The following is a 17,211-nucleotide window of genomic DNA, read 5'->3' as shown; positions in this document are numbered from 1 at the left end:
AGGCCCCGTCGTTGGTAGGAGGCCCAGGAGGAGGAGGCCCAGGAGGAGGAGGAGGCGCAGTGGGAGGAGGCCCAGGAGGTGGTCGCCCGTCGGGACGAGGACGCGGTCGGCCAACAGGACGCGGACCGCAAATGGGCAGCCGCCCTAGCCAGGCGACCGGTGACCAACGGGGCGACCAAGGTCAAAGCGATGCAACCAACGCGGCCAGACAGGATTCCCCGCAAGACGGCGAGACAAAGATCCGACTTCCGAGCGGTTTTGTTCGTGGCGTTGCGGCCGATGCCATCTACGTCCGACCGGAGATCGCTAGCCAAATCAACGGGTATTCGGTGAAGCCCGACGTGCTTCAGATCGCGATTCGTGACACGGTCACGATCGATGAGTTCCGTAAGGTTTGGCAAAAGAAGCTCGCCACCCAAGTCCCACCGATGGAGTTGATCGACTATTCGGCGGTCCGCAGCGGTTTGGAATCCACCCGCAACGTATCGGGGCAGCAATCCCAGGCATGGGCGGCCACCGGGATGGCATCCCTCGCGGCGATCTTCATCATCTTCTCGACGCTCAGCATGGGCGTGACCGAACGGGTTCGCGAGTTCGCTATGCTGCGTGCGATCGCACTGACGCGAACTCAGATCGCCAGCATGATTGCGATCGAAAGTCTTCTGCTGGCGATCATCGGTTGGCTCGGCGGCTTGCTCGCCGGATGGATCATGGTGCTCGTCGGCAGTCGCGTTTTGCCGGGCCTCTTCAGCTCCGGTGCAGTGCTTGGTTGGACCTGTGTGTTGTTGACCGGTGTCACCGTGATGGTCGGCGCCATCGGTGCCGCCGTTCTTCCTGCGTGGAGGGCGATGCGGATCCAACCTCTCGACGCAATGTCGTCACGCCCGTCGACACGTCGTCTGCAATCATGGCCCGCGATGGGCATTGTGGGCTTGGCTCTCGTGACCCTGACGCCGACGGTCGTCTTTGCGTTGCCGCTGTCCGATGCGACCCGAAAGTGGTGTTACTCGTTCGTCACCTATCCGATGCTGCTGATCGGCATGATCTTGCTCGCACCAGCAGTCGTCGTGCTCGTCGAGCGATACGTCGCACCGACCATCACCGCCTTGCTGCGACTCGATTCACGCATGATCCGGACACAGCTATCGAGCAATCTGTGGCGATCCGTCGGTGCCACGTTGGCTCTATCGGTTGGGCTCGGGCTCTATGCCTCGACGCAGACGTGGGGGTACTCCATGTTGGTGCCGTTCACGCCCGGCAAATGGCTTCCCGACGCGTTGGTCGCCTTTCATCCCGTTGGGCTGTCTGAGGAAGACGAACCGATGATCTCCGAGGTAGATGGCGTTCAGAACGACGGCGTGATGCCGCTCGCGATCGAACAAGCCAAGGTCGACTGGGGTGAAAAGGGACAACCAACCCGCCTGCGGACCGGCGCCGACAACGCCGTCCTCTGTGGCGTCGATCCGGCCCGGGCGTTCGGCGATGAGCAACCGTTCTTAAACCTCACGTTTGTCGAAGGCGAACGTTCCTCCACGATTGACGCGTTGAACGCCGGTGGTAGCTGCGTGATTGCGGAGGACTACGCAATGGCATCCGGTCTCGGCATCGGCGATTCACTCACCTTCATTCCTCCGTCGGCGGAACACGAACGCGTCGAGTACGAGATCGCTGGCATTGTCCGATTACCCGGTTGGCAGTGGGTCACGAAATTTTCCGGTGTGCGGCGACACTTTGTGCGAACCGGAACATTGCTCTTTGCCAACCGATCCGACATTCAAGCAGACTTTCATCTGCCGCGAACCGAGTTCTTTTGGGTCAACTTTCAACCTGATGCAAACCGCGACGAAGTGGAAGCGAGCTTCCAGGAAATCGCTCAGCGGCAATCAGGTGAGACGTTTACCGCGGAGGGCGTCGGCGCGGTCCAATCGTATCGACCGTTCGCTCGCATGACGACGACGGACAACGTCAAGAAAGCGATCAAGATCCGGGCCGACGACATGATCTGGGGAATGAGCTACCTGCCACTGATCACCCTCGTGGTCATGTCGCTCGCGGTAGCCAACACGATCATCGCATCGGTACGTTCACGAACGTGGGAGTTCGGCGTCATGCGATCGGTCGGCGTGACCCGCGGACAGTTGGCACGTATGGTGATCGCGGAATCGATTCTGATCGGTGTCGCCGCGTGCGTGCTCAGCCTCTCGTTTGGCTTGATTGCCGGTTGGTGCGGTGTCGGGATGGCTCAGTTCGGCGGATGGTTCGCCGGCCCGCCTTCGTTCCGCATCCCATGGACTCACCTCGGAATCGGGTTTGCTCTCACGCTGACGCTTTGCCTGCTCGCCGGACTTTGGCCCGCGATCAAGACCGGTCGCGCCGAACCACTCGGTCTCCTGCAAGCCGGGCGGTCGCTGCAGTAGCGGGCTCCGTTTCGCCCGAGCGATCTCGCGAACCACTCCGAGCCAAACCGATCCACACCGTGCGAATCGGTCACAGGTTCGCGGGTGCGGGGCGACCCCGCATTTCGATCGCGAGATAACACCGAATCACTCTGGGGCTGATCCTGCGGTGATCTTCGGTATCGGCGAAGCCACTTCCGAAATGATGGCACTGCAGTTGCATCAAAATATGTTGCAGTGCCCAATGCTCATTTCATGTGGGAGAGAATCATGAACGCCCCTCAAACAGTGCCTTCGCAAACACAACAACCAACGCGCACTCCAAGCCTATCCCAAGAACCCGATGCCCATGTCGCTTGGCGACACCTTCAAACGACGTTGTGGGTTTCGATGATTGTGTTTTCGGTGATATCGCTCGTCTTGCTATTCGTCGCACCCGCTTATGTGTACTTGGCGGTGATCCCGATCCCACTCTTGATGGTCGGTCGAGCGGTCGCGGGGGCGATGATGAGCACCACCGACGCGACGGAACTGCGCGCGGGAGACACCAAACAGATTGGCGACTCGGAGGTTACCGCCGACGTCACAGCGGTTAAGCTGATGACGATTCTCAAGGTGTTCGGCGCACTTGCGTTGGCGACTTTCGTGATCGCGGTATTCTATTTCCAAGTTGAAACCGTGGCGATTGCGGCGGTAGCGTTGCTACTGTTTACGTTGCTGATCGAACTCCCCTTCGTTCTCGCCGGAATCGATGATGCAGCAGAGGACGAAGTCAACAAACTGCGTCACACCCCAAGACCTTAGTTTTCGCTCGCGTGTTCGCATTTTGGGTCAGCTCAATCTTCGTGTAGTGGATTTTATTAAAGATCCTCATGCAGCAAGATCTTTAACAAGATCCACTACCGGATGCCCGAAAAAACGGCGAGGGAGAAATTACCTTTGAGATTCATTACGCCAAATTCCAAAACGCTCCAGCATCAGTGACAGTGACGCGCCCACGCTTCCTCCTCAACCTTCGGTAAGAACTCGTTCATGAACATTGTTCGCTCTCAGTGCGGTGCACTCAATCGTGTCCCGAGGGAACGACTCGGCGACAAACCAGTTTGCGGGAAATGCAAAACGTCATTGCTCCCCGAATCTCCCGTTGAGCTGACGGATTCGTCATTCTCACGATTTATTAGCAAAACCGACACGCCCATTCTGGTCGACTTTTGGGCCCCGTGGTGCGGACCGTGTCGTATGATGGCCCCAGCGTTTAAGCAGGCGGCCTTTAACGCGTCACCCCACGCGATCTTTGCGAAACTCAATACCGAGGACAACCCGTCGGTGGCATCGCAATTCGCGATCACTGGCATCCCGACGATCATCCTTTTTCGGGGAGGCAGGGAAGCAAACCGGCATTCGGGCATGCTCGACGCATCAGGAATCAGCCAATTCGCTTTGCAATAACGATCGCCCCGACGACGCGCCGCAATCTCATCAACGCGTCGGCGTTGGTCGATGTTTTTAGCTCACTTCCGTACGATACGAAACGAGTGCACGCGTGTAGTTGGCACGCTCGTACGCCGATGGATCGACACAGTTGAATTGACTGACGCTTCCCTTCATCTGCGCGACTGAACAGTACTGACGCTCCTGGAGCCATTCTTCCAATCCCGACAGGATCACGCTGAGGTATTCCGGGCCATTCTTCAATAGTACCGATGCCATCATGGCCACATCCGCCCCGGCAAACAGAACTTTGAGGACGTCGTCGCGATCGTGGATGCCAGTGTTGGCCGCCAACGAAGCAATCACGCGATTCCGCAGGACGGCGATCCACCGGATGGGCAGGCGATCTTTTTGCTCTGTGCTGAGAACCAACTTCGGAACTACCTCGAGCGTCTCCAAATCAATGTCGGGCTCGAGATATCGATTGAACAAAACCAATCCGTTCGCACCGGCCTCGGTCAGCCGTACCGCCATGTCCGCCGGAGAACTGAACACGTCACCAACCTTGACTGACAACGGGATCGAAATGGTTGAACGAACCGAACGGACAAGATCGAGATATTGTTTCTCGACATTTTGCCCGGATAAATCTCGCTGCGTCGGAACGATGTAGATGTTTAATTCAAGCACATCCGCACCGGCGTCCTCGATCATCTTCGCGTACCGCGTCCAACCACCCGCGGTCGTTCCGTTGAGACTAGCGATGATCGGAATATCGACCGCTTCCTTGGCCGCTCGCAGATGGGCCAGATAGCCGTCCGGTCCGGTGTTGTACGACTCCATCTCCGGAAAATAGCTCTGCGATTCCGGACTCGAATTCGCGTTGAAGTCGTACAGCTCCGACAATTGGCAATCGAGATGTTCGATCTGTTCCTCAAACAACGAAGGCAAGACCGCAGCGGCCGCTCCGGCGTCTTCGAGTCGTTTCAACGAATCAAGATTACCCGTCAAAGGACAGGCCGACACTACCAAGGGATTCTTCAACGACATCCCGAGATAACGGGTCCCCAAATTGACACTCATTACAGTACCGCCTCATCGGATGCGATAGCTTCGCGTTCGACGCCAGCCATCTGTTCATAGAATTGCCATCGGTCGTCAATCTCACGTTGTGCCAGATCAAACAGTTGGCTCGCACGTTCCGGATTTGTCCGTGTCAACATCGCAAAGCGAGCTTCCCGCATCGCGATCTCTTTGAACGAAACCGACGGTTTTCGACTGTCCAGGTGGAACGGGTGCCCGTGGTCGTGGGCCATACGGGGATCGTAGCGATACAACGGCCAGAACCCCGAACGGACGAGATCTTTCTGATGCGTCATCGACTTCGACATATCGATCCCGTGCGCGATGCACGGACTGTACGCAAGGATCAGCGACGGTCCCTGGTACGACTCGGCTTCGCGGATTGCTTTGAGCGTCTGCATCGGCTGGGCCCCCATCGCGATCTGCGCGACGAACACGTTTCCGTACGCGACCGCGAGCATCCCGAGATCCTTCCGGCCGATCGATTTGCCGCTCGCCGCAAACTTCGCAACCGCGGCACGTGGAGTCGCCTTCGACGCTTGACCGCCCGTGTTGGAATACACCTCGGTATCGAGAACGAGAATGTTCACATTGCGATCCGACGCGAGCACATGATCGAGACCGCCGAAACCGATATCGTAGGCCCATCCGTCTCCACCGATGATCCAAACGCTCCGCGGAACCAACACATCGGCGAGCGTTGTCAACAAGACCGCTTCCGGTGAAGAGTCCTTTTGCAGCATCCGCTTCAACGTCGCCACACGTTCGCGTTGCCCGGCAATCGCTGCCTCGTCGGTTTCCTTCAAACTCAAAAGTTCATCGACGAGTTGATCGCCAACCGCGGGAGCCATTCGTTTGAGCAGCTCGCGAGCGGCCGCTTCTTTTTGATCGATCGCCAACCGCATCCCGAGCCCGAACTCGGCGTTGTCTTCAAACAGTGAATTATTCCACGCGGGGCCACGGCCGCAATCGTCAACCGCCCAAGGCGTCGTTGGCAAATTCCCACCGTAGATCGAGGAGCACCCCGTCGCGTTTGCGACCACGATGCGATCCCCGAACAACTGAGTCAGCAATTTGAGGTACGGCGTTTCTCCGCAACCCGAACATGCACCGGAGAATTCGAAGAGCGGAAGCAGCAACTGCGCGCCTTTGATCGAATCCACTTTCACCGCCCTCCGATCCGTTTCGGGCAATTGGCGGAAGTAGTCGTAGCTCTCTCGTTCAACCTTCAAATGATCCGTCTTCGGTTCCATGTTGATCGCCTTGTGCCGGACCACCTCTTTGCTCTTGGCCGGGCAGACATCCACACACACGCCACATCCCGTGCAGTCATCCGGTGCAACCTGAATCGTCAGCAAATGATCACCGAGTTCTTTCCCTTTCCACGGAAGCGACCGGAATCCATCGGGCACTCCGTTGACTGCCGACTCGGGATACGCCTTCGTGCGGATCGCGGCGTGCGGACATACCATCGAACACAACCCACACTGAGTACAGATATCGGGGTCCCAAATCGGGATCTCATGCGCGATGCTGCGTTTCTCGTACTGCGATGTGGCCGTGGGGAACGTGCCGTCGACGGGTAGCGCACTCACCGGCAGCAAATCACCTTTGCCGGCGATCATCATCGACGTCACCCGTTTGACAAAATCCGGACTCGTTTCAGAGAACGGTGCTTCGCGGCGCACGGTTGCGTCAACGGTTTGTGGCACCTTCACCGCGACCGACGCGTCGAACGCTTTTTCGACAGCGACGAAGTTCTTCTCGATGACCGCACGGCCCGCTTTGCCGTAGGACTTCTCGATCATCGCCTTGATATTTCGTATTGCGTCTTCGCGGGGAAGAATCCCAGTCAACGCAAAGAAGCAGGCTTGCATGACGGTATTGATGCGTGTCCCCAAACCACACTCTTGCGCGACCGACAACGCATCCACCACATAGAGACGCAGCCCCTTGTCGATGATTTCTCGCTGCATTTCTTCGGGCAGCTTCGACCACACCTGATCCGCCGGATACGGGCTGTTAAGCAAAAACGTGCCACCGGGCTCGGCGGTTTCGAGTACGTCCACCTTCTGCAGAAACTGGAATTGATGACACGCAACAAAATTCGCGCGGCTGACCAGATAGGTCGAGTGAATCGGCCGCGGACCGAACCGCAAATGGCTCACGGTCATCGAACCCGACTTCTTCGAGTCGTAGACGAAGTACCCCTGCGCGTACATCGGCGTCATCTCACCAATAATCTTCACCGAACTCTTGTTCGCGCTAACCGTCCCGTCGCTGCCGAGGCCGTAGAAGACCGCCCGAGTCACATCGTCCGGTTCGGTCGAGTACGCATCGTCCCAGGAAAGGCTCAAACGCGTGACATCGTCATAGATGCCAACCGTGAAGCGTCGTTTCGCATCATCCTGGCTGAGTTCATCAAAGACGGACTTTGCCATCGCGGGAGTAAACTCTTTCGACGACAAACCGTAGCGCCCGCCGATAACACGCGGCATGCTTCGCTGCGGATACGCCTCTCTCCACGACTCCGTTAGCGCCATCGAGACGTCTTGGTGCAGCGGTTCGGCGATCGCCCCGGGTTCTTTGGTGCGATCGAGAACAGCGATTTGCTGGGTCGTTTCCGGCAATGCGTTTAGAAACGCACTCGTCGCAAAGGGACGGAACAGCCGCACTTTCAACAACCCGACTTTTTCGCCGGCTTCGGTCATCTGCGCCGCGGTTTCCTCCACCGCGCCGCAACCGGAACCCATCATCACGATCACACGCTCCGCATCCGGGGCACCGACGTAGTCGAAAAGGTGGTACTGGCGCCCCGTCTTCTCCGCAAATACGTCCATTGTTTGCTGGACGATATCAGGACAGCGTTGATAGAACGGATTGATCGCCTCACGAGCTTGGAAGAACACGTCGGGGTTTTGCGCCGTTCCCCGCAGCACGGGCCGTTCTGGGTCGAGGCAGCGTTCCCGGTGCTCCCTCACCCGATCGATGTTGATCATCGAGCGGATCACCTCGTCATCGATCAACTCGATCTTGTTGACTTCGTGGGAGGTTCGAAAACCGTCAAAGAAGTGCAGAATCGGAATGCGTGTTTCCAAAGTCGCCGAGTGAGCGATCAAAGCCATGTCATGGGCTTCTTGCACGCTGTCGGACGCCAGCATGGTCCAACCGGTCGAGCGTGCTGACATCACGTCGCTGTGGTCACCGAAAATGGACAACGCATGCGTCGCGAGCGACCGGGCGGCGATATGAAACACGGTCGGTGTTAGCTCGCCCGCGATTTTGAACATGTTGGGGATCATCAGCAACAATCCCTGCGACGCAGTGAACGTCGTCGTCAACGCTCCCGTCTGCAGCGACCCGTGAACGGCTCCGGCGGCACCGCCTTCGCTCTGCATCTCGATCACTTCGGGCACGATCCCAAAGATGTTTTTCTTCTTCGCCGCCGACCATGCATCCGACAGTTCACCCATCGGCGATGCGGGCGTGATCGGATAGATCGCGATCACCTCATTGGTGGCGTGGGCAATCCGTGCCGCGGCCTCGTTGCCGTCCATCATTGCAAATCGGCCATTCATCGTACGTGTTCCTTCTGCTGGGGATGGAAAAGCACTGGGTACTTGCCGGCCGATCACACCGCGATGCCCGATCGCCGCATTCGTATGGAAAATCGAATGCGACGGTCCTCTCACCTCGACTCAACGAGGAAATCGTGACGCGCCACAATGGTGCTGCCTACACCCCGAGACGAGTTGTCGCGGCACCTGCAAATACAACATGTTGCCATGCGTGCGGCCTGTGCAAAATGCCCACCGCACACTCGTCGCGATCGGATGCAACTCGCATTCCGTCGATCTCACGAATGAGTCGATTCGCCGCATCCACGCTCGTCAAAACCGCCACGGAAGATCGCGTATAAGCGATCAATCACGCTCGTCCGCATGTAAGAAAGAACCGCCGCAAAGAAATCGACGGCACATCCAAGCGTGCAAATTAGCACACCCGCCGAGGTGAATCCCGTAAGAGAGTGCGAGCAAAGCAGTTGTCCTGACACCGAAGACGCATGAAGCAACCACGCGATGGTCGCTGTCCTCAACGTGCGTTCACGTTAGCTCGACTTTTGCGTTTGCCCGATGCGTTCGGACCCTCGCAGCATTCTCGACAGCGGAGTCCAGTACCAGCGACCGAGTGACTTCGTCGCCTCAAACAAGTCCGCGCCGACCAGCACCGCACACGGGACCATGTAGAGCGTGATCGCGGTGGCAAAGAGCACACCGAACGCGAGTGAGACCGCCATCGGGATCAAGAATTGAGCCTGAATCGACTCATCCAACATCAACGGCAACAAACCGACGAAGGTCGTAATCGATGTCAAAAAGATCGGACGGAACCGTCGCCCGCCGGCTTCCAACGCCGCGTCCATCAAAGAAACGCCCGATGCTCGCCGGCGGTTGATGAAGTCCACCATCACGAGCGTGTCGTTGACCGCAATTCCCGCCAACGCCAGCATCCCGAAAATTGACAGATACGAGGGAGTCAAATCGAGCCAAATGTGTCCGACCAACGCGCCGACAATGGCGAACGGAACCGCGAGCAAGACGTAGATCGGCTGAGTCAACGATTTCAACGCGATGGCTAACAAACCGTACAACGTCAACATCAGCAACGTGGCACCGATGATGGTTTGCCGGCGAGTCTCCTCCGCTTCGGCAACATATCCCTGAAACTGAAACGACAAGTCGTGCTCTTTGCACATCGCATCGATCTGAGGCGCGAGTTCTTTCGCGATACCGATCACATCAACCGCTTCATCGACCGGTTGGGCGCCGAGACGGATGATCTCGGCGCGATCGTTGCGTTCCACCGACGATGGGGCTTTGACGAGATTGATACTCGCAACCGTATCGAGCGGCACCTCCGCGCCACGTGGCGTACGGATCTTCAAACGATCCAAGGTATGCAACGATTGCCGGGCTTCCTGTGGCAGCCGAACCATGACGCGAATGTCATCCACGCCACGCTGCAGCCGCTGAGCCTCCTCACCGAAGAACGCTTGCCGGATCTGGCTCGCCAGGGTCGACTGCGTGAGCCCCAGTTCCGCGGCCCTCGGCTTCAAACTCAGCTCGATCTCGTCTTGTCCTAACGTGACCTTTGCCCACTGATCCTTCAGTTCGCCGTACCCATCGAGCAACGCTTTGATATCACGAGCAACTTGCAGTTTTTCCGGCGACGTTGGTCCACGCAGTTCGATGTTCAGGTCTTCGTCGGAGAACTCTTTGTCTCGTACGAGTGAAGACTCCGAACGTGTTTGAAAACGCCGAGCCTCGGGAATCTCACCAACCAATTCACTCCAACGGGTCGCCAGGTCAGTGTTCTTCGGCCCGGGAACGCTGCGTTTCTCCGGTGGCAAAACTTCAAACGCCACATACCCGCGTGATTTGTCGTAATGCGATCCCGGTCGCTTTGCCCCCGTCACTCGAACGATGTTCTGAACCATCGACTCGCCGGTTCCCGGATCGACAAATTCCTCTTTCAGTTGATCCAACGCGTCGTTGATCCGATCGACGTATTTCTCGGTAATCTCGATCGGTGTGTCATCAGGCAGGTCCAACTGCGCGCTGATCATGGTGTTGTCGACAGACGGGAACGCGACAAACCCCATCCGCCCGCCGGCGCAGTATCCCGCCATCAACAGCGCCAGTGCACAGAACCCCGCGATCACGGACAAGCGATTTCGAACCGCAAACTGCAGGGTCGGTTGATAGACAACCGCGATGAATTTTTCGAGAGCAGATGCGACGCCGGATTGGAATCGGGCGACCCCCCCTTCCCGCTCGCTCGACGAATATGCTTCAGGTGAGCCGGCAGGATCAGTTTTGACTCAACGAGCGAGAACAACAAAACAGGAGCAACCACCGGCGGAACCTGCCTGGCGTAATCGCCCCACTGGCCGTCAAAAAACATCAACGGCAGGAACGCCACCATGGTCGTCAGCGCGCCGAACGTCACCGGCGTTGCGACTTCCTTCGTCCCCTCAACCGCCGCTTCGAGAGGATCCAATCCGTCCATGATCTTCGAATAGACATTCTCGCCGGTTACGATCGCGTCATCGACAACAATGCCTGTCACGATAATGAACCCGAACAGGCTCATGACGTTGGCGGTCAAATCGAACCACGGCATGAATAGGGCCGCACCAGCAAAACTGACGGGGATTCCGATCACGATCCAAAACGCCAAGGTCGGGCGGATGAACAGACCGAGAATCAACAGCACAAAGAATCCGCCCTGCAGCAGCGACCACCCCAGCGTGCTCAACCGATGCCGAATCGCGAGCGACTCGTCGTCCCAAATTTCTAGCTCGATCCCTTCCGGGAACCGTGTCCGGGCGGTGCGAATGTACTCGCGAACTTGGTTGCTGATCCCCAGGGCGCTCTCGTCGCCGACCCGCATCACGGGGACGAACAACGCCGGCTTTCCATTGAAGAGCATCTTTTGCTCGCCCTCGACGAAACCATCACGGATCGTCGCCACCTCGCCCAAACGAACCTCCGCGCCGGCTGCCGAACGGATCGGGATGTCTTCGAATTCAGCTTCCGTGTAGGCCTGTCCTTTGGTCCGGACGATGAACGTGCCGCTGTCGCTATCGATCGCCCCGGCGGGAAGGTCGAGCGAAAATCCGCGGATCGCGTCGGCGAGTTCTTGGAAACTCAGATTGTATGCGAGCAGCTTTTCAACGTTGGCTTCGATGGAGACTTCCGAGACCTGTTCGCCGCGAATATCCACGCGGCTGATTCCGGGCATTTCCAACAGGTCCTGCTGCACCCGCCGTGCAACGCGGCGCATCTCATGCGGCGACAGTTCACCCATCACCGCGATTTGAAGAATGTCGAAAAAGTTCGCCGACTCGGGGATGAACACCCGCGGCGGTTCGGTCTCATCGGGGAACGTCGTGATCGTATCGATCCGCGCCTTGACGTCATCCATCAAGTCGCGCAGGTCTGTCCCGCGGCTCGCCCGCAACATGAACTTGGCACCGCCACGATAGGCATCCGCATTCAACTCATCGATACCTTCGACTCCCTCGAGTGCGGCCTCGACCGGGATCAAGATCGCACGTTCGACATCCTTCGCCGTCCCACCGCGATAATCCATCTGGATCATCACCGTGTTCCAGCTGAGCGCCGGCGTGACCTCGAGCGGAACGTGGTTGACGGCCACATACCCACCCGCAACGACGATCGCCAACATCAGAAAGTTGGCTGCGATTCCGTTTTCCGTAAACCAGCGGATCACGGCGTTGTATCCAATTCAGGTGGCTCGCCGGCTAAGGACGACGCGGGCCGTTCCTCCGGTATGATCTCAACCGGGCTGCCTTCCGGTGCGTACACCAGCATCGTCGTCGCGAGCAATTCATTGTCCAAAATGGAGTGCCCCGAAACGACCACGTTCTGCGAGTCCGACCACAACGGATCGATCGTCAGCGAACGCAGTGTGAGTTTGTCTTCGTCGATCAGATAAACCTGATCCAACCGGCGTACTGCCTTGCGAGGAATCACCACAATGTCGTGTAGCGTTTCGCCGTAGATCGTTGCCGTTACCGGTTGGCCGATCCGCAGTACCGGATTTTCGGTTCGCAATCCAAAAGGATCTTCCACGCGAGCGATCGCGAACAATTCCAACGAGTCGGCGTCGAGCGTTCCCTCGGTCCGAACAATCTTGCCCCGCCAAACCGCGCCTCGGGTGGAGTCGATCGCGTCACGCAGTTCCACATCCACCGCCGGGTCGCCCTCCATCTCAGGCAGTTCCAAATGCCGCAGGTCACGGCTCGAGATCGGTAGACGCACTTCGGCGAAGTCGACCGCGAACACCTCGCCGAGCGTGGTGCCGGCACTCACCAATTGCCCAACGCCGACGGTTTTGCTGACCACGCGTCCGTCAAATGGGGCGTAGATTCGAGTCTTCTCCAGATTTCGCTGTGCAATTTCGATCGATGACGCGGTGATCTCCACTTCCGACTCAGCCTGCACGAGCGACGCGAACGTGCCATCGACCTCCGACGTCGAGGCACTTCGTTGACGTGCGAGTTCCTGCATCCGGCTGTGGGCGTTTTGAGCGATCTTCAGATTCGCCTTCGCGAGTTCGTGTTGCTCCTGGGCGACTTTCAACGCAGTGCGGTAGTCACGATTATCGATCTCGAGCAGCAGTTCGCCTTTCTCGAAGAACGCACCGGCTTCGAACGCCGATTCGGTCGACCGGATCACGCCGGTCACCTCGGCGCTCAACGTGACCTGATTGTGTGCCCCGACAACGCCATGCGTTTCAATCCGAACCGGGTAGTCACAAACACTCAGTGAACTCGCGCGGCTTCGCAAGACTTGTTCGGGAGGCGGTTCAATCGCCTCGGGCTCGGGCTGCACCGAAAGCACAGCGTAGCCGTATCCGCCCGCCGCGAGGATGGCGACAGGCAAGAGTACTCGGGCGAGAACGTGGGCCAGGAATTTCATGAGCTTGCACGCCAACTGCACTGCGCGTCGGCGGATGGTGGGCAGGAAGGGGGGATGGTGGGCGGGGTGAACAGTATGACTGTAAAGCAGGTTGAAGTCAAAAGGCCTGACATTTGCGAACATCCGTTACAACGGTTGCGACCGTAAACCGCAGTCAGGCTGTCAAAGACAACATTACCGAAAACAGGTCATATCTAATAATCACAACCTTCCAAGAATTTCCCTCCTGAAACGCGCCCGATCAGCCCCAAATCTTCGCCTGTTTGCTTGTGAGCCGAACTCACTAAGCGGACTCGCACGAGCCATCCTTTTAAAGAACTTCCCACGACGAAGCCACGCGAGCGGACGGCACCAACGACCGAATCCTCCCGTTTCGCCCCCGAACTGCACACCAAACGATTTCTCACGGCAAAGCAACCTATACTTCCCCAGATCGTACCAATAGGCAATCGCTCAGTGATATCACTCACCTCAGTGACATTATTCACTCCGATACGGCCACACAGATTTACTCCGACGCGACCACTCCGAACCGAATCATCCGGAAAACCGGACGTCCCCCAAACGAACTCGAAACCTTATGAAATTTGACCCTGACGATTGGCGAGACATTGATCTACGACGCGTGGATCTCAAACGCCTACCGATTCTCTGGATCATCCCCGTGCTGCTGCTCGTGTTTGCCGCGTTCACGTGCGTTTACACCGTGCAGGCCGAATCCGAAGGAGTTGTGCTGCGATTTGGAAAATACGTTCGAAACGCCGAACCCGGTCTGCGATTCAAACTGCCCTTTGGAATCGAAGAAGTTCAAATGGTGCCGGTCAAACGCCAACTTAAACAAGAGTTTGGTTTTTCCACCGCCGGAGCCACCAATCCGAACCAGTTCTCGTCGGAGCAAAAACTCGAACGCGGAATGGTCACCGGTGACCTCAACGCCGCTACGGTCGAATGGATCATCCAGTATCGAATTCGTGAGCCCGAGGCGTACCTGTTCAAGGTCCGAAACCCGGACAGCACGCTGCGTGACATTTCCGAGTCGGTGATGCGAACCGTCGTCGGCGATCGCACCGTCGACGAAGTCATCACGGTCGGTCGTCAAGAGATCGAAGCCAACGCGCTTCTACAACTACAAGCTCTCGTCGACAAATTCGAACTCGGGCTGAGCATCGATCAGGTGCAGCTCAAAAACGTCAACCCGCCGCAAGCCGTCCAGCGATCGTTCAACGAAGTCAACCAAGCTCAACAGGAACGCGAACAACTCATCAACGTCGCAAACGGCGAATACAACAAGGTCGTCCCGCGAGCGAGCGGTGAGGCCGAACAGATGATTCAAGGCGCCGAAGGATACGCTCTCAAACGTGTCAACGAGGCCGAGGGGGATGTCGCCCGGTTCAACGCCGTCTTCACAGAATACCTCAAAGCACCGAAGGTCACCAAGCAACGCATCTACATCGAAACGATGCGTCAAATCGTCCCTAACCTCGGCAAGAAAGTCATCCTCGACGATGACGCTAGCCAACTACTTCCCATGTTGCAATTGTCCGCGGCCGCTTCGAAATAGACATCATGAAAAACTTACCCACCCCCATTCTGATCGTCGCGGGCGTGCTCGCAGCATTCCTGCTTTACAACTCTGCCTACACCGTCAATGAGACCGAACAGGTCATCATTACACAGTTCGGTAAACCGGTCGGCGATCCCATCAGCGATTCGGGCTTGCACTTCAAAACACCGTTCGTCCAAGAGGTCACCAGCATCGAGAAACGCGTTCTCGAATGGGATGGCCGTCCGAACGAGATGCCCACCAAAGACAAAACGTACATCGTCGTCGACACGTTCGGTCGATGGCGAATCAACGACGCCAAGCAGTTCTTCCTGCGGCTTCGTGATGAACGCAGCGCGCAATCCCGCCTCGACGATATTCTCGGCAGCGAAACCCGCAACGCGATCGCCAAACATAAATTGATCGAAGTCATCCGTACCACGAAAGACCGTGAGCCGGTTCGTGACGCGGTTCTCGTCGATGCCCCCGGCAGCGTCGGGATTCTTTATCCGATCACCAAGGGTCGGGCGAAGATCGAAAACGAGATTTTCGACATGGCCGCAGCCAAACTCACCGATTTCGGGATCGAACTGCTCGACGTGCGTTTCAAACGGATCAACTACAACGAGAGCGTCCAACAACGCATCTACGACCGGATGATCAGCGAACGTCAACAAATCGCCGAACGCTTCCGCTCCGAAGGGGAGGGCGAAGCGGCAAAGATCATCGGGCGCAAAGAACGCGACCTCCTGAAGATTGAATCGGAAGCCTACAAACGAGTCCAAGAAATCCAAGGTGCCGCCGACGCGAAAGCGACCGAGATCTACGCCAACGCGTACAACCAAAGCGAAGAGTCAGCCGACTTTTACGCCTTCATCAAAACCATGGAGACGTACCAAGAAATGCTCGGTGGCGACAGCACGCTGATCATGACGACCGACAGCGACATCTTCAAATTCCTAAAACGTGTCGACCCGCCCACGAAGTGATTGGGAGGGTTGTTTTCCATGGAGGCAAATTGCCGGACCGTTGGTCCTTCCGTTTCTTTGCGGGGCCTGTGGTCCAAGGCCGCCGACCTGGACGAGGAAAACGAATGCCCCTTTGGGCCGTTGGATGTCGAGACAACCACGTAGCTCGGTCTTTCCAAGACCGAGACCAACAACGCCCCGAAAAATGACGTAACCGATGCCGCCAGACTTCGGTCGCCTGAATTCCAACGAATCCGACTACAGGGATCCGACACATCACAACGTTCTACCCAACGTGAGTCGACAAAAACTCGTCCATTCTCTTAATCACTTCGCGGTTTAGCGAAGCATCCAACGCATCCGCGTGCGGGTCGCTGAAATGACCGCGATCGTTGTCGAAGTACTTGCCAGACGCGGCGTTGAACTCATCACTCAATGAGGCACGCACCAAGATATCGACACCTTTTTGCACGTCGCTGCCCGGGACGCCGAACGCTTCGTTGACCATCTTCGTCGCCAACAAAGACGCCGGGTTCACTGCGACGACAACCGGTCCCTCGGGGCCGAGTTCCTCAGCCAACGCACTCGTCCACATCGTCAGCGCGAGTTTGCTTTGTGCGTACGCAGCGTTGTCGCTTAGCTGAACCATGTCGGTCAACGCGTTCAAGTTCACCGGCGCCTGTGCGGCCGACGACAAATTTACAACGCGCCCCGACTCGCCGAGCGATGGCAATAACCGTCGCGTTAACAAGTACGGCGCGATCACGTTCACCGCAAATCGCACATCAATCCCGTCGCCGGTGATCGGGTCGCTGGCGTTGAACACACCGGCGTTGTTGATCAACACATCGAGCCGCGAATGCCGCTCGATGACCGCCGTCGCCATCGCATTGACTTGTTCGAGGTTCGACAGATCCGCAGAAACCGTATCCACGCGATCCGATCCACTCGACGTTTTCATCTGCGTCACCGCGTCAGCCAACTTCTCGTCGCTGCGACCATGGACAATGACATGGTGACCGAGATGCAACAATTTCTTCGCCGTCTCGAGTCCGATTCCTGAGGTGGCACCGGTGATCAATATCGTTTTCGACATAATTTCTGCTTTCAAAAACGAGGTATTTCGAATGAAAGGTGTCTGCGATTGAATCACGTCTCACGCGTCACACTCACCCGGACGGTGACGGCGAGGTCGGATCATTCAACCAACGTCATCTCGTGGATCTTCAACTCTTCCAACGCACCCTCGGTCGCGGCAACGAAATCTTGAAGGTGTTTCGAAT

11 protein-coding genes are annotated in these 17,211 nt (G+C 57.4%); 5 read left to right on the top strand and 6 right to left on the bottom strand.

Annotated features, from left to right (window positions below; translation table 11 throughout):
- From RSSM_RS01000 to trxC, 3 genes are all read left to right on the top strand, one after another.
- Positions 1-2,417 (top strand): FtsX-like permease family protein (locus RSSM_RS01000; protein WP_144059473.1); only part of this gene is annotated, 2,417 nt, incomplete at its 5' end.
- A gap of 249 nt (positions 2,418-2,666) precedes the next feature.
- Positions 2,667-3,200 (top strand): hypothetical protein, encoded by a 534-nt coding sequence (locus tag RSSM_RS00995; RefSeq protein WP_044300441.1) that lies wholly within the window; start codon positions 2,667-2,669, stop codon positions 3,198-3,200.
- A 228-nt stretch (positions 3,201-3,428) separates the two neighbouring features.
- A complete protein-coding gene (gene trxC, locus RSSM_RS00990; protein WP_044300440.1) occupies positions 3,429-3,845 on the top strand; it encodes a thioredoxin TrxC in 417 nt (138 codons plus the stop codon).
- Between the two features lie 57 nt (positions 3,846-3,902).
- On the opposite strand, the gene RSSM_RS00985 is transcribed toward trxC, so the two are convergent.
- From RSSM_RS00985 to RSSM_RS00965, 5 genes are all read right to left on the bottom strand, one after another.
- Positions 3,903-4,910 carry a dihydroorotate dehydrogenase-like protein gene (locus RSSM_RS00985; RefSeq protein ID WP_008673499.1) on the bottom strand — a complete coding sequence of 336 codons (1,008 nt, stop codon included), beginning with the start codon at positions 4,908-4,910 and terminating at the stop codon, positions 3,903-3,905.
- Positions 4,910-8,488, bottom strand: a complete 3,579-nt coding sequence (nifJ, locus tag RSSM_RS00980) for a pyruvate:ferredoxin (flavodoxin) oxidoreductase (RefSeq protein WP_008673498.1) — start codon at positions 8,486-8,488, stop codon at positions 4,910-4,912. The genes RSSM_RS00985 and nifJ overlap by 1 nt, the downstream gene beginning before the upstream one ends.
- 530 nt (positions 8,489-9,018) lie before the next feature.
- Positions 9,019-10,638 (bottom strand): efflux RND transporter permease subunit, encoded by a 1,620-nt coding sequence (locus RSSM_RS35140; RefSeq protein WP_261340241.1) that lies wholly within the window; start codon positions 10,636-10,638, stop codon positions 9,019-9,021.
- Positions 10,629-12,206, bottom strand: a complete 1,578-nt coding sequence (locus RSSM_RS35135; RefSeq protein WP_008673491.1) for an efflux RND transporter permease subunit — start codon at positions 12,204-12,206, stop codon at positions 10,629-10,631. The genes RSSM_RS35140 and RSSM_RS35135 overlap by 10 nt, the downstream gene beginning before the upstream one ends.
- Positions 12,203-13,417: an efflux RND transporter periplasmic adaptor subunit gene (locus RSSM_RS00965; RefSeq protein ID WP_008673489.1), complete on the bottom strand. Its 1,215-nt coding sequence runs from the start codon at positions 13,415-13,417 to the stop codon at positions 12,203-12,205. Before RSSM_RS00965 ends, RSSM_RS35135 begins: the two co-directional genes overlap by 4 nt.
- Before the next feature lie 580 nt (positions 13,418-13,997).
- On the opposite strand from RSSM_RS00965, the gene hflK reads away from it, so the two are divergent.
- The gene (gene hflK, locus RSSM_RS00960; RefSeq protein ID WP_008673485.1) at positions 13,998-14,978 is read left to right on the top strand and encodes an FtsH protease activity modulator HflK; all 981 of its coding nucleotides are present in this window, start codon (positions 13,998-14,000) and stop codon (positions 14,976-14,978) included.
- A 5-nt stretch (positions 14,979-14,983) separates the two neighbouring features.
- On the top strand, positions 14,984-15,949 hold the full coding sequence (hflC, locus tag RSSM_RS00955) for a protease modulator HflC (RefSeq protein ID WP_008673482.1): 966 nt from the start codon (positions 14,984-14,986) through the stop codon (positions 15,947-15,949).
- 265 nt (positions 15,950-16,214) lie between these two features.
- On the opposite strand, the gene RSSM_RS00950 is transcribed toward hflC, so the two are convergent.
- The gene (locus tag RSSM_RS00950; RefSeq protein WP_044300437.1) at positions 16,215-17,024 is read right to left on the bottom strand and encodes an SDR family NAD(P)-dependent oxidoreductase; all 810 of its coding nucleotides are present in this window, start codon (positions 17,022-17,024) and stop codon (positions 16,215-16,217) included.
- Positions 17,025-17,211: the final 187 nt, after the last annotated feature.

The sequence above is a fragment of the Aporhodopirellula sallentina SM41 genome (genome assembly GCF_000346505.1).
GTDB lineage: Bacteria > Planctomycetota > Planctomycetia > Pirellulales > Pirellulaceae > Rhodopirellula > Rhodopirellula sallentina.
Note: the sequence above shows the minus strand (reverse complement) of the source record. Positions and strands in the feature narration are given on the sequence as shown.